General features: G+C 43.2%; 20 protein-coding genes. 9 read left to right on the forward strand and 11 right to left on the reverse strand.

The window, feature by feature from the left end; all coding sequences use genetic code 11:
• The first annotated feature begins 30 nt into the window (after window positions 1-30).
• The 4 genes from BM528_RS14715 to BM528_RS14730 all read left to right on the forward strand — a co-directional run bounded on the left by BM528_RS14715 (window position 31) and on the right by BM528_RS14730 (window position 6,182).
• Window positions 31-1,152, forward strand: a complete 1,122-nt coding sequence (locus BM528_RS14715) for an alkene reductase (protein ID WP_071980477.1) — start codon at window positions 31-33, stop codon at window positions 1,150-1,152.
• Between the two features lie 202 nt (window positions 1,153-1,354).
• Entirely contained in the window at window positions 1,355-1,582 is a 228-nt protein-coding gene (locus BM528_RS14720) for a ChaB family protein (RefSeq protein ID WP_071980478.1), read from the forward strand.
• A gap of 146 nt (window positions 1,583-1,728) precedes the next feature.
• Window positions 1,729-2,616, forward strand: a complete 888-nt coding sequence (locus BM528_RS14725; protein ID WP_071980479.1) for an ABC transporter ATP-binding protein — start codon at window positions 1,729-1,731, stop codon at window positions 2,614-2,616.
• An 11-nt stretch (window positions 2,617-2,627) separates the two neighbouring features.
• Entirely contained in the window at window positions 2,628-6,182 is a 3,555-nt protein-coding gene (locus tag BM528_RS14730) for an ABC transporter permease/M1 family aminopeptidase (protein WP_071980480.1), read from the forward strand.
• A gap of 101 nt (window positions 6,183-6,283) precedes the next feature.
• On the opposite strand, the gene BM528_RS14735 is transcribed toward BM528_RS14730, so the two are convergent.
• Both BM528_RS14735 and BM528_RS14740 read right to left on the reverse strand, forming a co-directional pair.
• On the reverse strand, window positions 6,284-6,730 hold the full coding sequence (locus tag BM528_RS14735) for an SRPBCC family protein (RefSeq protein WP_071980481.1): 447 nt from the start codon (window positions 6,728-6,730) through the stop codon (window positions 6,284-6,286).
• Between the two features lie 187 nt (window positions 6,731-6,917).
• A complete protein-coding gene (locus BM528_RS14740) occupies window positions 6,918-8,729 on the reverse strand; it encodes a trans-sulfuration enzyme family protein (protein ID WP_071980482.1) in 1,812 nt (603 codons plus the stop codon).
• 133 nt (window positions 8,730-8,862) lie between these two features.
• Here BM528_RS14740 and BM528_RS14745 point away from each other — a divergent pair, with 133 nt between their 5' ends.
• Window positions 8,863-9,852, forward strand: coding sequence for a D-2-hydroxyacid dehydrogenase (locus tag BM528_RS14745; RefSeq protein ID WP_071980483.1), 990 nt, complete (start codon window positions 8,863-8,865; stop codon window positions 9,850-9,852).
• Window positions 9,853-9,855: 3 nt separating this feature from the next.
• Here the strand turns inward: BM528_RS14745 and BM528_RS14750 are convergent, their stop codons facing one another.
• From BM528_RS14750 to BM528_RS14785, 8 genes are all read right to left on the reverse strand, one after another.
• Window positions 9,856-10,434, reverse strand: a complete 579-nt coding sequence (locus BM528_RS14750) for a glutathione S-transferase family protein (protein WP_071980484.1) — start codon at window positions 10,432-10,434, stop codon at window positions 9,856-9,858.
• Between the two features lie 143 nt (window positions 10,435-10,577).
• Window positions 10,578-10,922 (reverse strand): iron-sulfur cluster insertion protein ErpA, encoded by a 345-nt coding sequence (erpA, locus tag BM528_RS14755; protein WP_071980485.1) that lies wholly within the window; start codon window positions 10,920-10,922, stop codon window positions 10,578-10,580.
• Window positions 10,923-11,004: 82 nt separating this feature from the next.
• Window positions 11,005-12,867, reverse strand: a complete 1,863-nt coding sequence (locus BM528_RS14760; protein ID WP_071980486.1) for a sensor histidine kinase — start codon at window positions 12,865-12,867, stop codon at window positions 11,005-11,007.
• The gene (locus BM528_RS14765; RefSeq protein WP_071980487.1) at window positions 12,857-15,124 is read right to left on the reverse strand and encodes a sensor domain-containing phosphodiesterase; all 2,268 of its coding nucleotides are present in this window, start codon (window positions 15,122-15,124) and stop codon (window positions 12,857-12,859) included. The genes BM528_RS14760 and BM528_RS14765 overlap by 11 nt, the downstream gene beginning before the upstream one ends.
• A gap of 421 nt (window positions 15,125-15,545) precedes the next feature.
• Window positions 15,546-15,800 carry a cell division topological specificity factor MinE gene (gene minE, locus BM528_RS14770; protein WP_071980488.1) on the reverse strand — a complete coding sequence of 85 codons (255 nt, stop codon included), beginning with the start codon at window positions 15,798-15,800 and terminating at the stop codon, window positions 15,546-15,548.
• On the reverse strand, window positions 15,800-16,609 hold the full coding sequence (minD, locus tag BM528_RS14775; protein ID WP_071980489.1) for a septum site-determining protein MinD: 810 nt from the start codon (window positions 16,607-16,609) through the stop codon (window positions 15,800-15,802). Before minD ends, minE begins: the two co-directional genes overlap by 1 nt.
• Window positions 16,610-16,640: 31 nt before the next feature.
• Window positions 16,641-17,456, reverse strand: coding sequence for a septum site-determining protein MinC (gene minC, locus BM528_RS14780; protein WP_071980490.1), 816 nt, complete (start codon window positions 17,454-17,456; stop codon window positions 16,641-16,643).
• A gap of 286 nt (window positions 17,457-17,742) precedes the next feature.
• On the reverse strand, window positions 17,743-19,122 hold the full coding sequence (locus tag BM528_RS14785) for a class II fumarate hydratase (protein WP_071980491.1): 1,380 nt from the start codon (window positions 19,120-19,122) through the stop codon (window positions 17,743-17,745).
• 391 nt (window positions 19,123-19,513) lie between these two features.
• On the opposite strand from BM528_RS14785, the gene azu reads away from it, so the two are divergent.
• Window positions 19,514-19,978: an azurin gene (azu, locus tag BM528_RS14790; RefSeq protein WP_071980492.1), complete on the forward strand. Its 465-nt coding sequence runs from the start codon at window positions 19,514-19,516 to the stop codon at window positions 19,976-19,978.
• A gap of 152 nt (window positions 19,979-20,130) precedes the next feature.
• Here azu and BM528_RS14795 read toward each other — a convergent pair whose 3' ends face one another.
• Window positions 20,131-20,856, reverse strand: a complete 726-nt coding sequence (locus tag BM528_RS14795) for a DUF6776 family protein (RefSeq protein WP_071980493.1) — start codon at window positions 20,854-20,856, stop codon at window positions 20,131-20,133.
• A gap of 119 nt (window positions 20,857-20,975) precedes the next feature.
• Between BM528_RS14795 and BM528_RS14800 the strand changes: the two genes are divergently transcribed.
• The 3 genes from BM528_RS14800 (at window position 20,976) to BM528_RS14810 (ending at window position 23,466) form a co-directional block, all read left to right on the forward strand.
• Window positions 20,976-22,652 (forward strand): chloride channel protein, encoded by a 1,677-nt coding sequence (locus tag BM528_RS14800; protein WP_071980494.1) that lies wholly within the window; start codon window positions 20,976-20,978, stop codon window positions 22,650-22,652.
• 1 nt (window position 22,653) lies between these two features.
• Complete coding sequence (locus tag BM528_RS14805) at window positions 22,654-23,082, forward strand: CopD family protein (RefSeq protein ID WP_071980495.1); 429 nt, start codon at window positions 22,654-22,656, stop codon at window positions 23,080-23,082.
• A 192-nt stretch (window positions 23,083-23,274) separates the two neighbouring features.
• Window positions 23,275-23,466, forward strand: a complete 192-nt coding sequence (locus BM528_RS14810; protein ID WP_071980496.1) for a hypothetical protein — start codon at window positions 23,275-23,277, stop codon at window positions 23,464-23,466.
• The last annotated feature ends 17 nt before the right edge of the window (window positions 23,467-23,483 follow it).

Genomic DNA, 23,483 nt, shown 5'->3' on the forward strand with positions numbered 1-23,483 from the left:
GACTAAAGTAGAAACCACAAAGGATACTTAATGACAGATTCAGCATTATTCCAACCCATCGAATGGGCTGGAAAGACATTGCAAAATAGAATGGTACTGGCGCCTATGACCCGAGGCCGCGCAGGAAATGAAAACATTCCTAACAAAATTATGGGCGATCAATACGTTCAGCGTGCCGACGCAGGGCTCATCATTTCCGAGGCTACATCAATATCCCCTGAGGGCGTGGGCTGGGTTAATGCGCCGGGTATCTATACCGACGAAATGGTAGAAGGCTGGCGCTCAATAATAAACCGCGTACACAACGCTGGCGGTAAAATAGTATTACAGCTTTGGCATACTGGCCGCGCTTCGCACAGCGACTTCCACAACGGTGAACTGCCGTTTTCAGCCTCGGCCATAAAAATTGAAGGCGACGAAATTCATACGCCCAAAGGTAAAAAGCCTTACGAAGTACCTCGCGCTATGACGGCCGATGATATTCAGCGCACGGTAAAAGACTTCAAAAAAGCGGCGATAAATGCAAAAGCGGCTGGCTTCGACGGTATCGAAGTTCATGCGGCTAATGGTTATCTCATAAATCAATTTTTAGATAGCCGCAGCAATCAGCGTGATGATGCGTATGGTGGTAGCTTAGAAAACCGTTACCGCTTTCTCTCTGAGGTAATGGATGCCGTGCTTAGCGTTTGGCCAGCACAAGATGTGGGCGTTCGTCTCTCGCCAAACGGTGTATTTAACGACATGGGCGCAGACGATTACAGAGAAACGTTCACCTATGTTGCTCAGCAGCTGAATAAACTGAAAGTAGGCTACCTGCATGTTATGGACGGATTGGCGTTTGGTTTTCACGAACGCGGCGAGCCAATGACCCTAGCAGAATTCAGAGCTTTGTTCGACGGTCTAATTATCGGCAACTGTGGTTACACAAAAGAAGAAGCTGAAAAGCGAATTAGTGATGGCGATGGTGACATGATTGCGTTTGGCAGACCATGGATCACTAACCCCGACCTTCCAACGCGCTTTAAGAACGACTATCCGCTTACACCATTTGATGACCCATCCACATGGTATGGTGGCGGCGAGGAAGGTTATACCGACTACGAAACCTATGAGGAATCTAGCGGTAAAGAGGCGATGTCCTCGCTAACCTAACCCTCACTACCATGAAGTGATACTCAAAAGCGCCTAATCGTTTTACTGCGATTAGGCGTTTTTATTTGAGGTACCCGCCCTAGCCGCCACATCATTTGTAATCCTTTTTATCACAGAGCTGTAAAAATTGAATAGTACGCACGGCGATACTGATAAGCACTGTGGCTTCTAAAGCTACCGTAATCACTGAATGGAGAACGTTATGCCCTACGATAAAAAAAGCGACTTACCTGAACAGGTTCAAGATAACCTACCCTCTCATGCCGAAGAAATTTTCAAAGAGGCATATAACAATGCCTATGAACAATATAAAAACCCGGACGATAGAGATGGTGATGACTCACGAGAAGAGGTTGCCTTTAAAGTAGCTTGGTCGGCAGTAAAGCAAAAGTATGAGAAGAATGAAAACGGTGATTGGGTGAAGAAATGATAAGACCTACTGTCTTTTAATGCGCCGCTTGGCAAATTAACGCAGAAAATTTTTGTCATTCAATAAATTGTTACAAGTTGCCAGTAGCTATTAAGTAGGAGTACTGTAGTGTAAGTGTACACAATTTAATCAAGGGATTGAGCCTCATGCTTTCCATTAACCAACTTACAAAAACCTACTCTAACGGCGTGCGTGCCCTCGACGGTATTAATTTAAGTATTCCTAAAGGAATGTTCGGTCTTTTAGGGCCAAATGGCGCTGGCAAATCATCACTAATGCGCACTATTGCAACCTTGCAGGCACCAGATTCCGGCAGTATCACCTTTGACGGTACCGACGTAATTGCGAGTCCCAATGAATTGCGTCAGCGTCTTGGTTACCTGCCACAAGATTTTGGTGTTTACCCTAGAATAAGCGCAGAAAAACTATTGGACCACCTGGCCATTTTAAAAGGGCTAAGTAACAAAGCCGAACGTAAAGAAGCAGTAGAAGGCCTATTGGTACATACCAACTTATGGCAGCACCGGGATAAAGCAGTAAGCGGCTATTCAGGAGGAATGCGACAGCGGTTTGGAATAGCTCAGGCATTACTAGGCGATCCAGATTTAATTATTGTAGATGAACCTACCGCTGGGCTGGACCCAGAAGAGCGCAACCGATTCCATAATTTACTGGTGAGTCTTGGTGAAGAAAAAGTGATTATTCTTTCCACACACATAGTTGATGATGTCTCGGAGTTGTGCCCGAACATGGCCGTTCTCGGGCAGGGTCAGATCCTTCTCGAAGGCAATCCTATTGAGCTGACCTACCAGCTAAAAGGTCGCATTTGGTGTAAGCAAGTCAGTCTTGAAGAACTAAAGGAAATTGAACAGCAATACAGCCTCATTTCATCGCGCCTTATAGCTGGAAAACATGTTGTTCATATCATGGCTGATGACGCACCGGAAGGGTTTGAAGCCGCACCGGCAAATCTCGAAGACGTCTACTTCTCAACGCTTTACGAATCTCGTAAAAACGCCGCGAAAGCAGCATAAGGAGAGCTGCTATGTTTTTAAAGACGCTTGGTTTTGAATGGCGATATTATCTGCGTCAGCCATCTTTTATCGTTACTTCCTTAGTATTTTTCCTATTGCCGTTTTTAGCTACCGCAACAGACGGCGTGCGCATTGGCGGTGGTGGTAATGTACTTTACAACGGCACCTATGCCATTGCGCAAACCATTCTAATTATGGGAGTTTTTGCACTCTTTTTACTTGTGAATTTTATCGCTGGCACCGCTACTCGTAATCATACTTCACAAATGAGTGAGCTAATCTACACGAGGCCAGTTAACCCTCTGCAATATCAACTGGGGCGTTTTTTAGGAGCGTTGCTGATAACGTTAACGGTGTTTGCAACTGTGCCATTGGGAATTCTAGTTGGCTCACTCATGCCATGGGTTGACCCCGAGCGCGTTGGTCCTACAAATTTTAGTTTTTACTTAACTGTGTTTTTCTATATTACGGTTCCAGGCTTTCTAGCCATGGGTATGATTTTTTATGCGTTGACGCAGCGGGTACGCTCAATGATGGCCGCATACCTTACCGCATTAGGCGTATTTATTGTGTACGTGGTGGGTGGAACGCTCACCAGCGAACCTGAGTATCGCGAGATAGGCGCTTTACTTGATCCATTTGCCTTACGCACTTTTGGCGAACTCAGCCGCTATTGGACTGTGTTTGATAAAAACCAAACTGTCATAGCGCTGGAAGGAGTTTTGTTGCAAAACAGGCTAATTTGGCTTGCTATCGGCGGTATAGTGCTGGTTCTATTCGGGAACTTATTCTCTTTCAAATGGCAACAAGGTAACAAAAAAGTAAGGCCGACAAAGGCATCGAGAGTGCCAGCCCCAAGCGGTAACCGCATTGATTACCAAGCTTCTGCAGCACACCAGTGGCAAAAATTTGTAACAACACTGGGCTTTGAAATGCGCCAGGTTTTGTTCAGCCCAGCCATGATTGTGCTGATGTTATTTAGTATTTTCCAACTCTCTTCTTTGTATGCTGTTCCTTACGGTGGGCTATATGGCACAGACAACTGGCCGCTTACACAAACTATGACGGGCGCTATCGTGGACAATTTTGGTTTAACCATGATGATTGTGCTGATTTACTACAGCGGTGAAATTGTGTGGCGTGAACGCACCAGCGGAATGGGCGATATTATTGAGTCTACCCCCGTTTTTAATGCGGTATTCTGGGTGTCGAAGCTTCTATCTATGTGGGCTGTACTAGCGGTGTTATACGCGGTAGGCATGGTTTTTACTATTTTCTTCCAGCTTTCCCAAGGCTATAGCAACCTCGAACTGGGCTTGTATATCAGCCAACTCTTCTATGTTGAATTACTGCCTTGGATGTGGATAACAGTTCTGGTGTTTTTTATTCAAGTGCTTAGTCCGAATAAGTATTTAGGCATGTTGATCGCTTCAGCCTATTTAATTTCTTCTCTCGTACTTAATCAGATAGGTATAGAGCATAACATGTGGGCAATTGGTGGGGCACCAAACGTGTTATATTCCGACCTGAACGGCTATGGATGGTTCTTAACCGGCTTTAACTGGTACATGCTCTACTGGGGCGCATTAAGTCTGGCACTATCGGTAGTAGGCTATGGCCTTTGGCAACGCGGCCCTGAATCTAAGCTTAAAGATCGCGTTAAGTTGCTTGGCTATCAATTAGGTAAAAGCGGCAAAAGCTTGTTAGCAGCCAGCCTAGTAGTATTTATAGCTAGCGGCGGCTTTATTCATTACAACACCAAAATTCTCAATGAATTTGTAGGTCGAGATGAAGGTCTTGACAGGCGCGCTGAATACGAGCAAAAGTTCGTAGAGTTTGAAAATGCCAACATTCCGGTAATCACCCAAGTAAATGCGTTGGTGGATATCTACCCTCACCAGCGCCGCATTGAAGCTTCTGCTGAAGTAGTGGTTAAGAATAAGCAAGATACTCCTATCAGTCGCGTTTTAGTGTCTTATCCGCAGCATACTCCAGAGTGGAATATCGATATACCCGGCGCAGAAATTGTGGAAATGATGCCAGAATACCGTTCAGCGTGGCTTGAATTCAAAAAGCCGTTGGCACCTGGTGCTGAAATCGCTGGTAACATCAGTGTTGTGAGGGATCACGCTGGCTTCAAAGATCGTGATTTCGATGTTGCTTTGGCCGAAAACGGCACCTTTATCGACAACTATTCACTTTTTCCCGTGATGGGGTTTCGCAGCGACTTGCTAATCAATGACCGCCATGAGCGTCGTAAACGGGATTTACCTGAAAGGCCAAGAGCCAATAAGCTTGAAGATAGTAGTAAGTATTCACAAAGCTTTTTTGGCAAAGGCGTCGACTTTATAGACTTTGAAACCACCGTTTCAACCTCGCCAGAGCAGATCGCCATTGCCCCTGGATACTTGCAAAAAGAGTGGACAAAAAACGGCAGGCGCTATTTTCATTACAAAATGGATTCACCCATGGTGGCATTTTATTCTTTTTTATCTGCCAAACATGAAGTGAAACGCGATAAGCATAATGGCGTAAACATTGAAGTGTATTACGATGCTAAACATTCCTGGAATGTGGATGTGATGATACAGGGCGTAAAAGATTCACTGGACTACTTTGAAGCTGAATTTGGTCCATATCAACATAAGCAAATGCGTATTATCGAATTTCCTGGCTATCGCTCTTTTGCACAAAGTTTTGCCAACACAGTGCCCTATTCTGAAAACATTGGCTTTATTGCAGACTTGCGCGATCCCGAAGCTATCGACTACGTGTATTATGTAACGGCTCATGAAGTAGCACACCAATGGTGGGGGCATCAGGTGGGCGCTGCGGATGTCCAAGGTAGCGCTATACTGTCAGAGAGTTTGTCTCAGTACAGTGCGATTATGGTGCTGAAAAAGCGCTACGGCGACAACCAGATTCGTCGCTTCCTGAAATACGAGCTAGACAGCTATCTACGTGGAAGAAGCGGAGAAATACTCGAAGAAATGGCCTTTATGCGCAGTGAGAACCAACAATACATCCATTATCGAAAAGGCTCGGTGGTGATGATGTCAATTCTGGATCGTCTTGGTGAAGAGCGCTTGAATACGGCGCTTAAACAGCTGGTCGATAACTTTCGCTTTAATTCTAATCCATACCCCACTACGTTAAATCTACAGGCAGAACTCAATGCGGTTGCTACGCCCGATGAGCAAGCATTTATTGCTGATTTATTTGAACAAATCACCTTATATGATTTAAAACTAGATAGCGTAACCGTTGAACCGTTAGGTGATACTTATGAAGTTACGCTCTCAGTTAGTGGAGCGAAGTTCGCTGCCGACGGACAGGGCATGGAAACTGAACAGCCTCTTGATGAGTCGGTGGATATTGCTATTTTTACTGTTGAGCCATCGGAGTTACAGGATGACAGTCAAATACTCTACAAGGCGAAGCATAAGATCGTGAGTGGTGAAAATAAAATTACCGTAACCGTATCTGAAAAGCCTTACTATGCTGGGGTCGACCCATTCGTGAAACTTATTGACCGTGACAGCGGCGATAACGTCAAAAAATTATAAGCAACGAAAAAAGCCGGGCAAATTCAAAGCCCGGCTTCTATACTTGCCTCTTGTCAGTGAACGAAGCTCAACGGCAGTGATATTGCATTGGTCACGAGAAATTAATTCAACGCCTTTTGTCTATCGGTTAATACCGCTAGTTTTTCCAAACATGACATCCATGCGTATTCATGCTGATCGCACTCTTCTTTATTAACGAAGCCGCTTTGCAATAACACTACGTTTATGCGATCCGGCTCCACTTCATTAAAATGGATGTTTACGGAAGTAATATGAGACTCGTCTAAGTTATCTTCCCACGCCCATGAAAAAGCCAATTGCTCATCGGTGAGTATAGTTACGTATTCGCCTGTTAGAGACATTTCTACACCGTTTGGCTCCATCATCTTAATTCGATATCGTCCGCCTTCTTTAAAATCGTTCATCACTTGCGTAACTGAGCAGTTACCCGGCGCAAACCATTGTGACAAATATTCGACTTCATGAAATGAAGCATAAATAAACGAAAGAGGTACAGTAAACGTAACGTCTATGGTGAATTGGTACATAAGTTGGCCTTATTGATTAAGCAAAACCCGAGCTTGTTGATAATTAGCTTGCTGATAATTAGCTGATAATAAACTCTTGATAATCATTAATTCAAAAAGCTCAGGAATTGCGCTTTACAGCACGCATTTGTACTCAGTATCGGCCATACATAAGCGTTGCTTTAACAAATGTTCCCATTGCTAAGTTTCAACTCTGTGTACTCATAAGCGATGCCATACTGGGTTTACTGCCAAAGTGTTGTGCGCACACTCGCTCACTTACACGTAAATACAGTTCATCAATAGCTTCATTACTCATAAATTCATCACTGAAACCTGGTGCGCCGGCATCAATAAAATGTCGTGCAGCTAAAATAAAGTGAGCAATAAGTTGTTTAACGTTATCCGTCCCCATGGCAATACGCATGGTAGTAAGCTCTATACCTGCTTTTTTCTGTTCTTCAGCACTTAGCTCAGAATGCGACGTTAATGCAGGGCACAGCACGATAGTGTTGTTCTGCCCAATACTCACCTGATGGCTAAATGCAGGCTCTAGTGCATCGAAAAAGCGAGTAAATACGTCTTTCGTTAAGCCTGCAGGAGCCATATCAATAGTAAACAATGTACATGGCCATCCGTGGGCGTGCTGTTTTTCGCGAAGTCCGGCATTACTGTGCTCTGGCAACGCATGGCAATTTACTCTTATGAGGGGATGAGAGCTTAAAAAGGCAGTGAATACCTCTGTATTAATCACCTTAGTCATCATACGCTGTTCAAGAGTTTTCATACCGTTAAGCACGTCAAACGCCTTTTCTGAATCAAGAAAGGCACCTTTTATGTAGTACACATCCCAAAACATGGTTTGCGACCAATCAACTCCATCTACACTGCTTCCTTTAGGTTGGAACATACGGTGACCTTGGCCAATAACAACACCTGCGGTAGTGGCGCCGCTACCACATAAATCCTTGGTATAACTATGCACCACGTAGTCAGGTCGGGCTGCTGTATTTTTATGCTGCAAAGGTTGATGTAATACTGGGGTGGCCAACGTTGAATCAAGCATCACTAACGCCCCTTCGGCGTGGGCAAGTTCACTGATGCCAGGAACATCGAGAACGTAACCGTGCGGATTACAAGGAGACTCCATGTAGACATGCATCGATGCCCCCTTGTTTAGGCGCTCAGCATACTGCTGCTTGGTTTGCGCCATAAAGTCGGCGAAACTTTCTTTGTCGTAGCCATCAAACCACGCAATCTGAATATCCATTCGATTTGATCTGGCAAAGTAATCGTGAAGCAGTTGGTAAACCCCGCCATAAACATTCCTAGATACAATTAGCACATCACCGTGGCTTAACACATTTGATAACATAGCATCGATAGCCGCCATGCCTGAGTTAAAGTTCCATGCAAGGTATTCAGAAGCATAGGGGCCTGCCTCCATGTCTACAATGGCGTTGGCTAGTGAAATATTGGTGGGGTTTAACAAGCGCGAGTATATTTGGTGCGTAAATTCTTTGCCTTGAAACGCGTCGTCTACCCACTCGGTGCAGGCATACACATAGGTTGCCGTTCTCACAACCACGGGGGTGGCCGAAAACAGCGCGGTTACGTTGTCAAATAACGGGTAATGCCCTTGCGATCCATTACCACTCGATAAGCTTTGATAGGTAGCACGAAATGGGTTTTGTAGGGTGTCTAAAATTTTAGCGATTTGAAAAGATAAAAATTTCTTGGCGTTGAAGTATGCCACCCTATCCTCTTTATCTAGAGATTGAAGGGTATTACTAGTAATATCCCAAAGCTGCATTACACTGGATTGCGCGCCATATAGGTGGTGCGCGGTTTGTGCTAAAGCCCTGCCATAGTCGCTTTGTTCATCGATACCAAAGTGAGCGAGTTGTTCATTAACCAGCGCCTGTGTAGAGTCTGCTTTTGTGCTGTTGCGCTTAGGAGAAAGCACTTTGGCATGGTCTACCGAAATAGCCTGAAAGTTGTTAGTGTTATTCGACTGCATGATAATTCCGTTAAATGATGACACTTTTAATTAACGGAAATGTAAAACTATATTCACAACTTTAGAACAACCACCCATGCGATAATTGCCTCTTTGGTAGGAAAGAAAAGTTTACTTTATAAGTGAAGGTCTAATGAATTCAAGCTCTGACGGTGCTCTTCAAATTACAATATTAAGCAAAGAGGCAAAGCAAATTGCTAGCGCCATTCTTGATAAGATGGGTAACGAAACAAAACATTGCCCTACCGAGTTTAAAAACCTGGACATTGTGGTTGCATCTAACAATCCTGAAGACGTAAATAAAGATAACGTTGAAGTCTTGCTAGCAGATCCAAACTTAGCCGCCAAGGTTATTCCTTATTGCCATAACCTAAAATGGTGTCAGTCTACATGGGCAGGAAATGCACCTCTTTTTCGTCTTGATAAAACCGATTATCAGCTTACTGGTTTAAAGGGCGTTTTCGGTGAATTAATGCGCGAGTATGTATTCGCTTATTTGCTGCAATTTGCCAGAAATATACCTGCATTTAGTAACAATCAAAGCAAACAACCTCCTGTTTGGCAGGCTGAATCCCGTCAGCCACTCAACGGGTTAACTTTAGGTATTATGGGCTTAGGGAATATAGGACAAGCGCTTATCCCGGTGGCCCACGCCTTTGGTATGAAAGTTATTGGCATGTCGAGAAGCGCTAGCAAGGTCGAGGGTACAGAAGCCATGTACCCCACTTCACAACTTAGTGCGTTTGCCAAGCGCGCAGACCATGTTGTCAATCTAATGCCAGACACTGAACAAACGAAAAATCTGTTGTCAGATAACTTTTTTCAACATCTTAAACCTCACTCCATTTTCATTAACGCAGGGAGAGGAAGCGCAGTAGATGAGCGTGCGTTACTTGATGCGTTGAATAATAATAAGCTGCACCATGCGGTGTTGGATGTGTTTAGACAAGAGCCACTGCCCCCAGAGCATGCTTTTTGGCATCATCCGAAGGTTTCAATCACCGCCCACACAGCGGCAGAATCGCAGCCAGAAGATGTAGCACAGGTGTTTTTAAATAACGCACAGCGCTTTAACAACGGACTACCCCTGTTGTATAAGCTCGACTTTGCAAAGGGCTATTAGTAACTAATGCTCTATGCGTGGGTCTGTTGCAGTCACTTCAATCCTGTCTTGATGTTTTTCATGAAACATCAGTAACTCAGGGTAATCTCGCATATCGTGTAGCTCTCGGAACAGTACCCAATCGACTAATGAGTAAAGGCATATTTCGGGGTAATTCCACCCGCTAAAAAGGCCCTTATTTATCTGGTTTGATAACGACGTTAACACTCCCTCTATACGCTCGCTCTGCAAATTAAAGTAAAATTTCTCCTGCGCTATATCGAAATCAGATCGCTTCAGCAAAAGCAGTTGTACAAATGAGTCGTTCGCAGCGTCAATAAGGGTTAATTGATTTTCAGCCTCCCATGTTAAAGGCTCGTATTGATATTTATCCGCGAGATAGTTGTAGATAATTCGGGAATCAAAAATTATTTCGCTGCCGTCTTCAAGGCAAGGTACTTTCAACGTGGGGTTACGAGAGGCTAATAGCTCCCTATCTGCACCAGAGAAAATCTGTAAGTTTAAAAACTCGTGATCTATTGAGGCAAGTACGATACGAATACGTCTAACGAAAGGTGACGTGGTAGAGCCATACAGTTTCATAAAAACGTCCTACAGCAAATCCATTGTATGGGTAAGTGTAGACACAAAAAGTACGGGTTGAAAATAGAATTTGATGAAAGGACTCTTAGAGCAGATACCATAAAGAGAGTAACGTGTACCTGCCCTATTTTGAACTACGCGCGTTATACGCTAAAGCTTGCTCCGCATCCACAAGTTGTTGTGGCGTTTGGGTTTTGTACTAAAAATCGAGAGCCTTCTAAGCCGTCTACGTAGTCAACAACACCACCAACAAGATATTGTAAACTCATGGGGTCGACCACTAAAGTGACGCTGTCTTTTTCAATCGTCATGTCACCTTCATTTACCTTCTCATCGAAGGTAAATCCGTACTGAAACCCAGAGCAACCTCCGCCCGTTACGTAAACGCGTAATTTAAGGTCTGCATTCTCTTCTTCTGTCACCAGCGCCTTTACTTTGCTTGCCGCTGCATCAGAAAACTCAATTGGCAACGCCGTTTCGACTGACATATTTACCCCTAACGTTAATGACCTATCACGATATTTTACTACGTCTCATTATCTAATACTTGATTATTTCAAGCAAATAAAGCTAGTTTAATTCGCTATTATCGTCGTTCGCCTGTTGCTCTATAGGTAGGGTCAACGTAAATACAGTCTCACCCGCTTTAGAATTCACCTTAATTTTTCCACCCAACACGTTAGTTACCCATTGATGCACAAGATGTAGTCCCAAACCGGAATTACCCGCAGCTCTAGCGGTTGTCACGAATGGGTCAAAAAGTTTGTGTTTAACATCATCAGAGACACCTTTACCATTGTCTTTGTGTTCTATAATCACTTTATCGGTAACACGTCGAATTGAAATTACTATTTCATTATTTGAGTGAACATCAAAGGCATGCTCAACGCTATTTACGATAAGGTTTTGCAATGTCTGTGATAACACTCCCGGATAAGTTTTCATTGTTACATCACAGGGCGAATCAATGGCTAATGCCACTTTTTTCTTTTTCAGAATAGGCGTCAGAGAATGGGCTAAATCGGTTATAAGCTTTTCAAGAGAGAACTCAGTTATATCTTCGCTTCCTCTGTCTGTAGATACTCGCTTGAAACGCTTTATCAAATCTGCACTTCGAGTTAAGTTAGACACAGCTAATTCTGACGCCTCTCGATTGTGCTTAATAAAAGCATGTAGCTTCTCTAGCGTAAGCTTATCGGGTAATGCCTCTTCAAGCTCATCCACACGCCTTCGCAGGCTACTGATAGTCATCAGCGCACCACCTATTGGTGTATTTAATTCGTGAGCTACACCAGAGACCAGGACCCCTAGGGATGCCATTTTCGCTGCTTCAATAAGCTCATCTTGCAGAAGTTGCTGCTCGTTTAATGCCTGTGCAAGTAGTGCTTTTTCCTCTTCTAATCTAGTTGCTAGTAAGCTCAAGGTCATTTCTCGAAATTTATCTTGTAGCAAAAAGAAAATAGAGAGACATGCTATAAGCACTGACAAACAGATCGATGGAACCAGAGAGCTGAAGTAAAGACGCTCATAAATACGCTTAGAGGTGCGGACAAAAAACACTAACGACTCTTCGTCGAGGTCACTTTTAAGGTCGTGCGAAATTCTAACGGCACTGTATACGTCACCGTCCTCACTCCTAATTAAAGAGACTGACGATTTACCCTCGATAGTTCTCCATATTCGAGGTAACGTTTTGTCGGAGGAGAAATCGCTCTTTAACTCTTCGCCCCATTCAAGCGACTTGTTAGGATGAAGGACCCAGTTGCCATTACTTTTTGCAATAAGCAATTGATGATCTTGAGACGTCATCGCCCTTAGGTTACTTATCAAGTCAACGAGTTGATAATTGACGACAAATAAACCTTGGCCAAGCACGTGCTCTTCGAAGTTAATAATTCCTCTTATTGTAGGTACATAAGGAACTTCAACCTTTCCAAACTCAACATTTAAGTCGACATCTGACAAAGTAACATCATTGGGTGTAGATGAGAGCGCGTCCTTTACAAAATACCTGTCGCTCTTGTTTTGAAGTAGCTCGCTAGGAACGATAGACGCCTTGCCATCTTTATAATTTACTCGAAAGGTCTCATCACCTGCGCTATTTATCCATCGTATTTGTGACACCGTTGGTACAGCGAGCCCAAACTGCGCCATTATCTCTTGGGGTAATGCGTCACTGTTGAAACTAAGAATATACTTAAGATGCTTGCTTAACAGCCTTGTACTCTGTTCTATATCACCAACCCGAGCATTAAACCTTTGGTTAGCTTGGCTGAGTAAGGCATTATGGGTTGAAGCAACCTCTGCATTTTTTATACCTTGCAAATATAGAAATACGGCAAATCCTACGGCACAAGATGCAAACAAAGACAGTGCAAGTGACAATGCTGCACTTGGCTTTTTTACAATAAGTACCAGTGTTTTAAGTTGCACTCACACCCACTCTTTCGCACCACTGTTCAAACTCATCTATCATCATGGGTTTTGCAAACAAGTAACCTTGTGCGTAAACATATTTATTTTCCAGTAACTTTTCTTTTTGTTCCTCGTTTTCTACTCCCTCAGCAATGATATTAAAATTGAAACGCCGTGCTAGGTTACGCACCATTTCACATACAGCCAATCCTGCATCTTCATTACCTTCGTCAGATAGCTTAGATACAAAACTTCTATCTACTTTCAAAGTAGAAATGGCCAAATCTGCAATATGAGCTAAAGAAGAATATCCGGTGCCAAAGTCATCAACACTTACCTTCACTCCTAGTGAAAGAAGTCGCTTGAGAACGGGATTTACCTCTTCGTAATCTTCCATCGCCTGGGTTTCTGTAATTTCAACCTCTAACAACTCTGGGGCAATATTGGTTGAGCTGAGTAAACTCACTAACTTCTCAATGAATTTTGTTGAGCTAACATCGCTGCAGGTAACATTGAACGATACCGGAATCTCTAACCCTCTATCACAAAGCCGCTGTATTATCTGAAACGTCTTGTTCATTACTATTGCGTCAATTTTTCCCATAACTCCCGAAGCCTCGGCAATAGGAATAAACATTGAAGGTGGCACAAATTCACCAGAAGCTTTTTTCCAACGCAACAACGCCTCAGCACCGACAACTTTTCCAGTATGCATATTCACTTTGGGCTGTAACGCAAGCTGAAAGGAGTCTTCATTCGTCAACGCTTGGTAGAGGTCTTGTAACACGTTATGTCGATTTGCTACATCTTGTGTAAATGACGGAGAAAATGTAACTACTGACTCTCCACTTTCTCTGCCAGCTATGAGTGCCATTTCTATAATGGTTATCAAGTCTCTGGCCTCATAGCTGGCAATGCTTTCCAGGCTCGCTTTACATAAGGTTGACACTACGGTGTGTTGTATCCCATCGATACAAATGGTTTGCTCGGTAAAGGCTTCAAGCTCATCAATAGACGGTACATTAGGTTTTGAAAACAAGATTGCTAATTGATTAAACTCGATACGACAAACGGCTTTAGCGTGCGTGTAGTAGCGTTCTATGCTCTTGCAAAGCGCCTTAACGATAGCTTCGGTATGCTCATAACCCAGCATAACCGTAGCTTCTGAGTAATTCGCGATACTCACAACCACCATTTCCATATTGGCAAGCATATACTCGCTCGTTTGGGATAACTCCCGCTCAAGCCAGTTTCTATTCGGAATACCCAACTCACTGTCGTAATAGGCCAGCTGCGACAACTTGTTGAGTAAAGCCAAGTTAGCAAAACCAGTTTTTACGTGTTCACAGAATACGTTCATCAAGGCGATGTGTTGGCTCTCTAAAACCTCGGGAGACTCGACAAGCATTATGTAATGTCTTTCGTCGATTTCCTGCGTAGAAAAGAAAAGTACAGACAAACCTTCAGCAAACATATGTTTTTTTTGCGATTGCGCTTCACTGATAAGCTTAAATGTTAATGATGTCGAAAGAGGGTGGTCTTGATGTACTAGAATATCCTTCAATGCACATATGCCTTTAGAATTAAAAGAGCCTGTTGCGGCAACAACTTCAATTTCTTCTAAAAGTGTATTCTCAGGACTTATTAAGCAGGCCACTCCACCACTGTTGGGTACGCCAGCAAGTCGACCGATTTCTTGTAATACCGTTTTAGAAAAATCCTCAACATCAAGCTTAGAAGTGATGACACGAGACGCATCCACAATCATTTGTAATCCACGTCTGGCTTTGTCTAGCTCGGTTAATGAATGCCAAGTACGGATATTGCTCATGACAACAGAGCGAAGCTTCTCCTCCGTAAGATCTGTCTTTGCCCAATAGTCATCAATATCGTACTGTCTCATTAACGACTGTCTAGGGGCATTAACTCCTGGCTGACCGGTAACAAGGATAATGCGAACATTATTATCGCCAATGACGTTGCGAATGGTATCGACTAAATGCAAACCGGCATCATCAGTTTCCATAACTACATCGAGAAGAATAACGCTAATGTTGTCTACCGAGGATAGAATTGCTGCTGCGTCTAACGCAGAGTTTGCAGTGAGGATGTTCACTCTTTGTCCATCAACCTCTAGACCATCTAGGCTAAGTTCGATGGAGCGTTGATAATTAATATCGTCTTCAACGCTGAGAATAGTCCACCCTTTTTTTGATTGATGTTTAACATTCCCTTGACCACTATCGTCGAAATTTATAACGCTTTTCAGTGACATCGCTTACTTCCTAACTGGATTATTGATCTTTACAAGCTTGTTAATTTTTGAATTTTTCCTTTAACTCAGTTCCATACCCTATCAGGTCGAGCATCTCTTATCACGCCACAAACATTATACTTTAGACTAAGAGCATGTCGCCGAGTATCTTGCACTTATTAATGATCAAATCGGAGGGCTTTTTTAATTTTAGACTAAGCTTTCGATTTTGCCTGCTCGACTAAAAGCGGCAGCTGAAAAGAAGCTTCAGCTCGCAGCCCTCTTGGTTAACTCTCGATTTGGTTGAACTAAAAAACCAAAAAAAAAGCCTCAATGAGGCTTTTTTAGAGTTTTATTTCCTACACTGAGCGATGATAGCAAGTGCTCGTAGAAGGCGCTGATAGAAAGCTCGCTAAAAATTAAGTTTCTGTAACGTTGACATTTAAGACTCTGGCAAAGTCACATTGAGCTCTAGCACGCTGCAGTCATCGTTGTTATCAAGCTGCACAGACACTTGGTCATCTGCTATGGCCACATATTTTCGAATAACTTGAATAATTTCCTGCTGCATCATAGGAAGATAATCGGGTTCCGTACGCTTTCTGCGCTCATGTGCCACTATTATCTGCAAGCGCTCTTTGGCCACTGCAGCTGTGCTTGGCTTTTGCTTCTTTTTTAGCAGGTCGAAAATACCCATTACTTTCCTCCTAGTAGACGCTTGAAGAATCCTTTTTTCTCTGCATCAAGGAAACGATGTTCAACGGTTTCACCAAGCAGGCGCTTAACTGCATCTGTATACGCCTGCCCTGCATTTGCTTCTTCATCCAGTATGACAGGTTGGCCTTGGTTAGACGCCTTTAATACCGATTCAGATTCTGGAATAACACCGAGTAACGGAATGGCAAGAATTTCCTCAACATCAGCTACGCTCAACATTTCTGCTGTTTCAACACGTGCTGGGTTATAGCGGGTAAGCAGAAGATGCTCTTTTACCGCTTTACCCTGCTCTGCCCGCATAGATTTACTTTGTAATATACCAAGAATACGGTCTGAATCTCGCACTGACGAAACTTCTGGGTTGGTCACCACAATAGCTTCATCAGCAAAGTATAGTGCCATTTGCGCCCCTTGCTCGATACCTGCCGGAGAATCACAGATAATAAAGTCGAAGCTCTCTTTAAGCTCGTCTAGCACTGCCTGAACACCTTCAATTGTCAGAGCATCTTTGTCTCTAGTTTGCGATGCTGGCAAAATAAAGAGATTGCTAGTGCGCTTGTCTTTGATTAGCGCCTGTTTTAACGACGCCTCTTTATTAATTACATTAACGAAGTCGTAAACTACTCGACGCTCACAACCCATAATAAGGTCGAGATTTCTCAGGCCAACATCGAAGTCGATGACCACGGTTTTATGCCCAGCTAGCGCGAGTCCTGTGCTAATAGCCGCACTTGAAGTGGTTTTGCCCACGCCGCCTTTACCCGACGTTACTACAATAATCTTAGCCATTTACTTATTTCCTTTGTACGCGCACAAACCGTTAAAGCAACGCTTCTATGCGTAGCGTATCTTCTTCTAAATATATTTGAGCAGGTTTCTTCCAACACTCGCCTTTAACGGTGTCGTGCATAATAAATTGCCCTGCAATTGACACGAGTTCTGCATCTAATGACTGACAGAAAACTCGAGCATTACTATTTCCTTTCACACCAGCTAGTGCTCTTCCTCGCAAAGTGCCATAAACATGAATATTGCCATCTGCGAGTAATTCAGCCCCCTCGCTTACCGATGCAGTTACCACTAAGTCACTTCCTTCGGCATAAACCTGCTGACCTGAACGCACCGGGCGCATAATGACTTTTGCGGGCTTCAACACAGGCACCGCAGGAGTAGCCTCTACTTCAGATGCACTGTAATTAACCTGGCTGGCAGAAGGCGTTTTATTGTGATTACCGGTGTTTTTACCTACCTCTGCTTGCTTAGCCCCTGTTTGCCTAGCCTCAGCCTGATTAGCAGCGTCGGCAGTTGAGGTATTGATGTCACTATCTGAGGTTTTGCTTTGACTAATATCGGCAAGACCAAGATCGTTTATCACCGGTCTTAACTCAGCCACATCTCCTTTTACTGCCATAGGTTGAAGCTGCAGGCGTCTGCACAATGCAATAAGCAGCTCGAATTCTGTTGCCGAAAGCGTTTTTTGCAAATGTATAATAAGCGAGGAGCGCGTAAAAAACTGCGGAGCACTCGCTACTTTTGCCTCTAATTGAGATTCAAATACATCAGGATCAAAGTCGATTATTTCCAGTACAATGCTGGTAAGCGTTGTACCCTTCATGCGAAAGCACGTTTCTGTCATTTATTCTTCCCAAAAAGGCCCTAAAGACGCTGGTTTGACGGGCCCACAGTATCCACAGCATGTTGTTGTGTCAACTGTAACAAAAATCCCCCACACAGCAACTATAAAGCGAAACTTACAGAAATAAACGTCTACTTATTGCACAATAAATAACAATAAGTTGTTTCCCCCTATTAAGTGAACAATAAGTAGGCAAACGAAAAAAGACGCCATGCTTGTCAGCAAAAGCGTCTTTTTTATATCCATAAATTTTGAAAACGTAGTATCGGAAAACTTCAGTGAGGTATCACTTGTTTGATGTAAGCTTTTTAGGGTCTAGCAATGTAGCCAGTTCTTCTCTTGATAAGCTCGTCATCGACTCTGCAACGTCGAGTATTGGTTTATTTTCTTTGTAAGCCACTTTAGCTATTTCTGCGGCTTTAGCATAACCAATAACGGGGTTTAAAGCGGTGACTAAAACTGGATTTCGATAGAGCGCATCTTCAATAAATTCGGAATTTACACTAAAGGTTTTAATAGCTTTTTCGCCTAAAAGCGATGCACTATTTGTCATTAATGAAATGCTAGACAGCAAGTTGCTTGCGATCATTGGCAGCATTACATTTAACTCAAAGTTCCCAGACTGACCGCCTACCGTTATTGCAGTGTCGTTACCCATTACTTGAGCACTTGCCATCGCAACGGCCTCGGGTATAACCGGATTCACTTTTCCTGGCATAATTGAAGAACCAGGTTGAAGCGCCTCCAACTCTATTTCTCCCAGCCCAGCAAGTGGCCCAGAATTCATCCAGCGTAAGTCGTTCGATATTTTCATCAACGTTACCGCCAGCGATTTAACAGCACCCGACAGCGTAACCGCTGTATCTTGCGAGCCTATTAATGCAAAAAAGTTATCTGCTGGGCTAAATGATAAATCGGTTAAATCGCTCATGGTATTCGCAAACGTTGCTGCGAAGTTTGGGTGCGCATTAATGCCTGTGCCTACTGCCGTACCGCCTTGTGCTAACGTTTGAATACCCGATTGCATTGCGCGCAGCGTGTTGAGTTGCTGTTTAAGTTGCGATGCCCACGAAAGTAAGCTTTGTGCCATGGTAACTGGCATAGCATCCATTAGGTGCGTACGGCCTGTTTTACAATATTGTGAAACCGACTCGGCTTTCACCTCAATCTGTTCAATTAGAGTTTCTACAGAGGGGATTAAGCGAAATGCGAGTTCTAATGCGGCGCTTACATGAATAGTGGTTGGAATGACGTCGTTAGAACTTTGTCCATAGTTCACATGGTCATTTGGATGGATTACTTCGTCTGCAAATTTACTGGCAACATTAGCAATAACTTCGTTAGCGTTCATGTTTGAACTTGTTCCAGAGCCGGTCTGGAAAACATCAACGGGAAAATGCTGCATCACATCGTCACCGTTTAACAGTTCATCACAGGCACGAACAATGGCGTTTCCTCTTGAATCACTAATAGCGTCAAGCTGCATATTGGCCAAAGCTGCTGCTTTTTTTACGGTAATAAGTGCGCGAATAAATGGCTCTGGCAATCGCTGACCACTAACGGGGAAGTTATTGATAGCACGCTGAGTCTGCGCGCCGAATAGCGCATCATGCGGCACCTCTAACTCACCCATACTGTCCTTTTCAATTCGTGTATTGTTCGCCATGCCAACATCTCCTTCTTAAGTTAAAGCGTGTATTCTTTGCAGCCTTCTTTCTAACAATTTTGTAATCATATTAGGCGGTTTTGATCACTTTCGTTAAAAAGACTTTTCAAGAGTCGGTGTAATCACATCAAGACGAGCCAATAAAAAACAGCACATAAAAACGAGCTTTTTTTAACTACTCAATGGCACGTTTCACCCCGCCAAGGATATGAACCAACGAAGTGACGGCTATAGGAGTAAAGGCGAACAATTCGCTAACAAAACCCAAAATATTTTAATGATAACTATTATCAATAAGATGATCTTACACCACATCATCACGTAAAAAGTGTAGGTAAATTAATAGGCTGAGTAGTATTGCAGCCAAAACATTTTGAAAAGAGGTTTTTTTATGATTAAGAAAATTTTTGTTGGTACTGCACTGTCAATGGCAGCAATGTTGGCATCAACTAACGCCGCTTATGCAAATGAATGTGAGGTTACTGTTGAAAGTAACGATGCGATGAAATTTAACACATCGAACGTTGTAATTCCGGCAACCTGTGACGACTTCACAGTTACATTAAAGCATACTGGGCAGTTACCGAAACAAGCCATGGGTCATAACTGGGTAATGACAACAAAAGCAAACGGCCAAGCTGTCGCGACTGAAGGCATGAGTGCAGGACTTGATAACAATTACCTTAAGCCCAACGATGCAAGAGTAATTGGTGCAACTGATGTTATTGGCGGTGGTGAAGAGACCACCACAACCTTTTCAGTCAAAGACTTAGATGCCAATGAAGAATATATGTTCTTCTGCTCGTTCCCGGGTCACATTGGCATAATGCAGGGTACAGTAACGGTTGAAGCATAACTTCCCTGCTAGTTAAGAGTTGTAAAACTGAGCCCTAAAAAAGCAAATAAATAAAAGTGCAGTGGCGATATCGCTACTGCACTTTTTTATTTTTTTTTTATTCGGAACTCGTTTTTTATTCGGCAATTGCTTTTTTGAGAAGATTTTAAACGCTATAGCGTACTCACCGCGCCAGACGTTCCATCTACTTTTACATCATCCCAGCGCATAGAACGTTCGTAGCCGCCTTTACTTGTTTTGTAGCGATAAACTTCAGTTGTCAACATAATAGTCTCAGGATTGAAGTTCTCGGGCAGGGTAAACGTCACATTTACAGCCTGGAAAAATCGAAACCGATATTTAATGTTTTCTCCCACAAAACTGCCATCCCCGGAACTAAAAGTAACAGACTCGCCCTCTTGTGTGCCTGCAATGCTCAATTTTAGAGAACCATTAATTACCGACTTTTGCTGACTGGGCTGAAGCAAAACCATTCTAAGCTGATACTGATTATCGCCTGCTGCATATAATTCAACATCCTTAGCTACAAATATTTTTTCTGACTTTTCTGGTGCAACTACCCTTTCGTAAAAGGTTAATAACTGCTGCTGCTCGTTAAGCTGTTGCTTTATATCCACCAAGGTTTTCGTTAGCGATTCATTTTCGAGTTGCGTAAGCTCAAGCTCTACATCTAACTGATTAACACGGGTAGTGAGCGTATTGTTTTCTGTCGATAGTATATCGATAGTCTCTTTCTGCGCGGTTACGGTCAGTCTGTCGCCTTCGTCCATATAGCGTGCTAGCTGATAACCAAAGGCAACCATTACCAGCATTAAAAACGCCATGAGCAGCGAAAATTTGTGGTTGCCTAAAAAGTGTTTGAGTTGGTCTGCTGTCATCGTTTACTTCATTAAAAAGTTTGTCATTGCTTTTAAATGCTAAGAGCCTATTCTTAACATTATGAAATTTAAGTGGTTGTGGTAAGCTTTACACTACATTTACTTTACTGTATCACATCATGCGCTTTCAGGCTTTACGACAGGAAGTGGCTCACCCACGCACATCGGTTCAGCTATGCCTATTAGGTATTGTTGGCGGAACGTTTGCTGCGCTTATCATCATTTTATTTCGCCTTTGCGTTGATTGGCTTCGCGAAACCGGCGTGTCTACCTTGCAATCCTGGTTAGTTGAAGAGTGGCTAGTTTGGTTATTTATGCCCCTTATCAGCGTGTGTATTATTCTTTTTATCGCCTTTTTAACCGGCTTTAAGCACTATAGATTGGGGATCCCATTCGTTATCCATAGAGTGAAATACTTCTACGGTCATATTCCTTTTCGAACTACTATTAACCAATTTTTTGGTGGAATGCTTGCACTAGCTGGCGGATTTGTTGTTGGCCGAGAGGGTCCCTCAGTCCATATGGGCGCATCAAGTAGTAGCTTGTTGGGGCAATGGCTTCGCTTGCCATATAACAGCGTTCGTATTCTCGCCGGTTGTGGTATTGCCGCCGGAATTTCGGCTTCGTTTAACACGCCTTTCGCCGCGGTCATTTTTGTAATGGAAGTGGTACTGCGAGAATATAAAATACATATTTTCGTGCCTATCATGCTTGCCGCAGCCTGTGGCTCGGTGCTGGCCCGTATTGTTTTTGGCGAGGTTAACGAGCTTTCTTTTCTATCGTTCACCGCCTTTAGCCAGTGGATGTATTTGTATTTAGTGGTGCTAGGAATTTTGCTTGGCATGCTAGCGACTCTTTTCAATCGGCAATTAATGCGTGTAATGACATGGTTTCGTCCAGTTTCAATGGTATGGCGCTTAATCCTAGCCGCGTGTATTACAGGCTCTATTGGTGCTTTGCTGCCAGAAGCGCTAGGAGCCAACTTTATCGATGTTGAGCATTTATTCGATAGCAACCCAGAAACCTTACTTTTAATAGCTGTTCTGGTTTTTAAAGTGGTACTTGCTGTTTTTGCTATCGGCTTAGGGATCCCAGGTGGCATTATCGGCCCTGTGATGGTAATTGGTATGTTAGCAGGCGCAGTACTCTTGCTTCCCTTGTCTTACTTTATTGATGTACCTGAATTCACGAACAGCTTTGCATTATTGGGTATCGCAGGAATGCTAACAGCAGTACTACACGCTCCGCTGGCTGCGCTTTCGGCAGTAATGGAGCTTTCCTACAGCCCGCAAATTATTCTTCCAGCCATGCTGGTGATTGTGCCTGCGTACGTAACATCAACGCAGTTTTTCAAAAATCGTTCGTTATTTATTCTCCAATTAGACTATCAAAATCTTCCCTACGCCATTTCGTCAATTCGGGAAGCGTTAGAAAAAACAGGCGTTCTGGCAGCCATGGATACCAACTACAAGCTATTTAACGATGCACCAGAAAAAGCGCTTACCGATCATTTGGAGAAAGAGCCAACCAAAATTGTGATTCAGCAGTCTAAATTCGAAATTGATGTGCAATACAAGTTGGTGCAATACAATGTGAGCTTAGAGCACGATGCGGCGGCCTTAAGCTATTATCAAATGGAGGGGCTAAGTGCTCAAACTACTCTTCATGAAGTGTACGAACATCTTAAAAAATCGCGCTCTGGCGCAGTTTATATTTACGACCAAGACTTTAACGATATCATTGGCGTAATTACTTGGAATATCCTACAAAGCTTTTTGCAAAAGGCGAATTACTGACATGTATATTTTATGGTTCAAAGCACTTCACATCTTTTTTATGCTTGCGTGGATGGCAGGCCTTTTCTATTTACCTCGACTTTTTGTTTATCACGCCACTACCTCTTCTCAAGTCGTTAAAGAAGAGTTTAAAGTGATGGAACGACGCCTTTGGTATTTTGTCACTCCCTTTGCTTTGCTCACTTTAGTGTTTGGCATTGCGCTTATTGTAAGTTACGGCGGCACATGGTTTAAAATGTCTGGATGGCTACATATAAAAATTCTACTTTTAGTTGCAATTTACGGTTATCACTTCTATTTGTTTACACTGATGAAACAGTTCGCTCGCGATGAAAATACCCACACGCCTCGCTTTTATCGAATACTTAACGAAGCGCCGGTACTCATCATTCTCGCTATTGTGTGTTTAGCTATTGTAAAACCATTCTAGCGCAAGCACTGAATTGCCTAGTCGCTCTACTTGTACTTGTATAAACACTCTAAAGACACGTTTTATCGTTTTTGCGTTCAGTTGCAGTGCTAAGTTAAGCGGTTGGGCTTATTATAAAAATGCGGTTAGGCAAAAAATGGACAGGCGCAAAAATGTAGCGCTTCAGGTAACGAAAAAAGACAAGGACAGAACATGGACGAAAATAATCAGCACCTTAAAGAGTTACTAAAACAAACGGATATCGCATTTAAAGCGCTTATGCGTGAACCAAGCTCACTTACGCTTAACGAAGAATATGAACAGGCTAAGCTTGCCCTTGATGCTTATACGGCATCATTAAAGCAAACCATAAGTGAAAAACGTTTGCAGCAGCGTCAGCGTTAGTGAATGTTAAACCGAGG

The sequence above is a fragment of the Alteromonas sp. RW2A1 genome, assembly GCF_001886475.1.
In the GTDB taxonomy this organism is placed as follows: Bacteria; Pseudomonadota; Gammaproteobacteria; order Enterobacterales; family Alteromonadaceae; genus Alteromonas; species Alteromonas hispanica.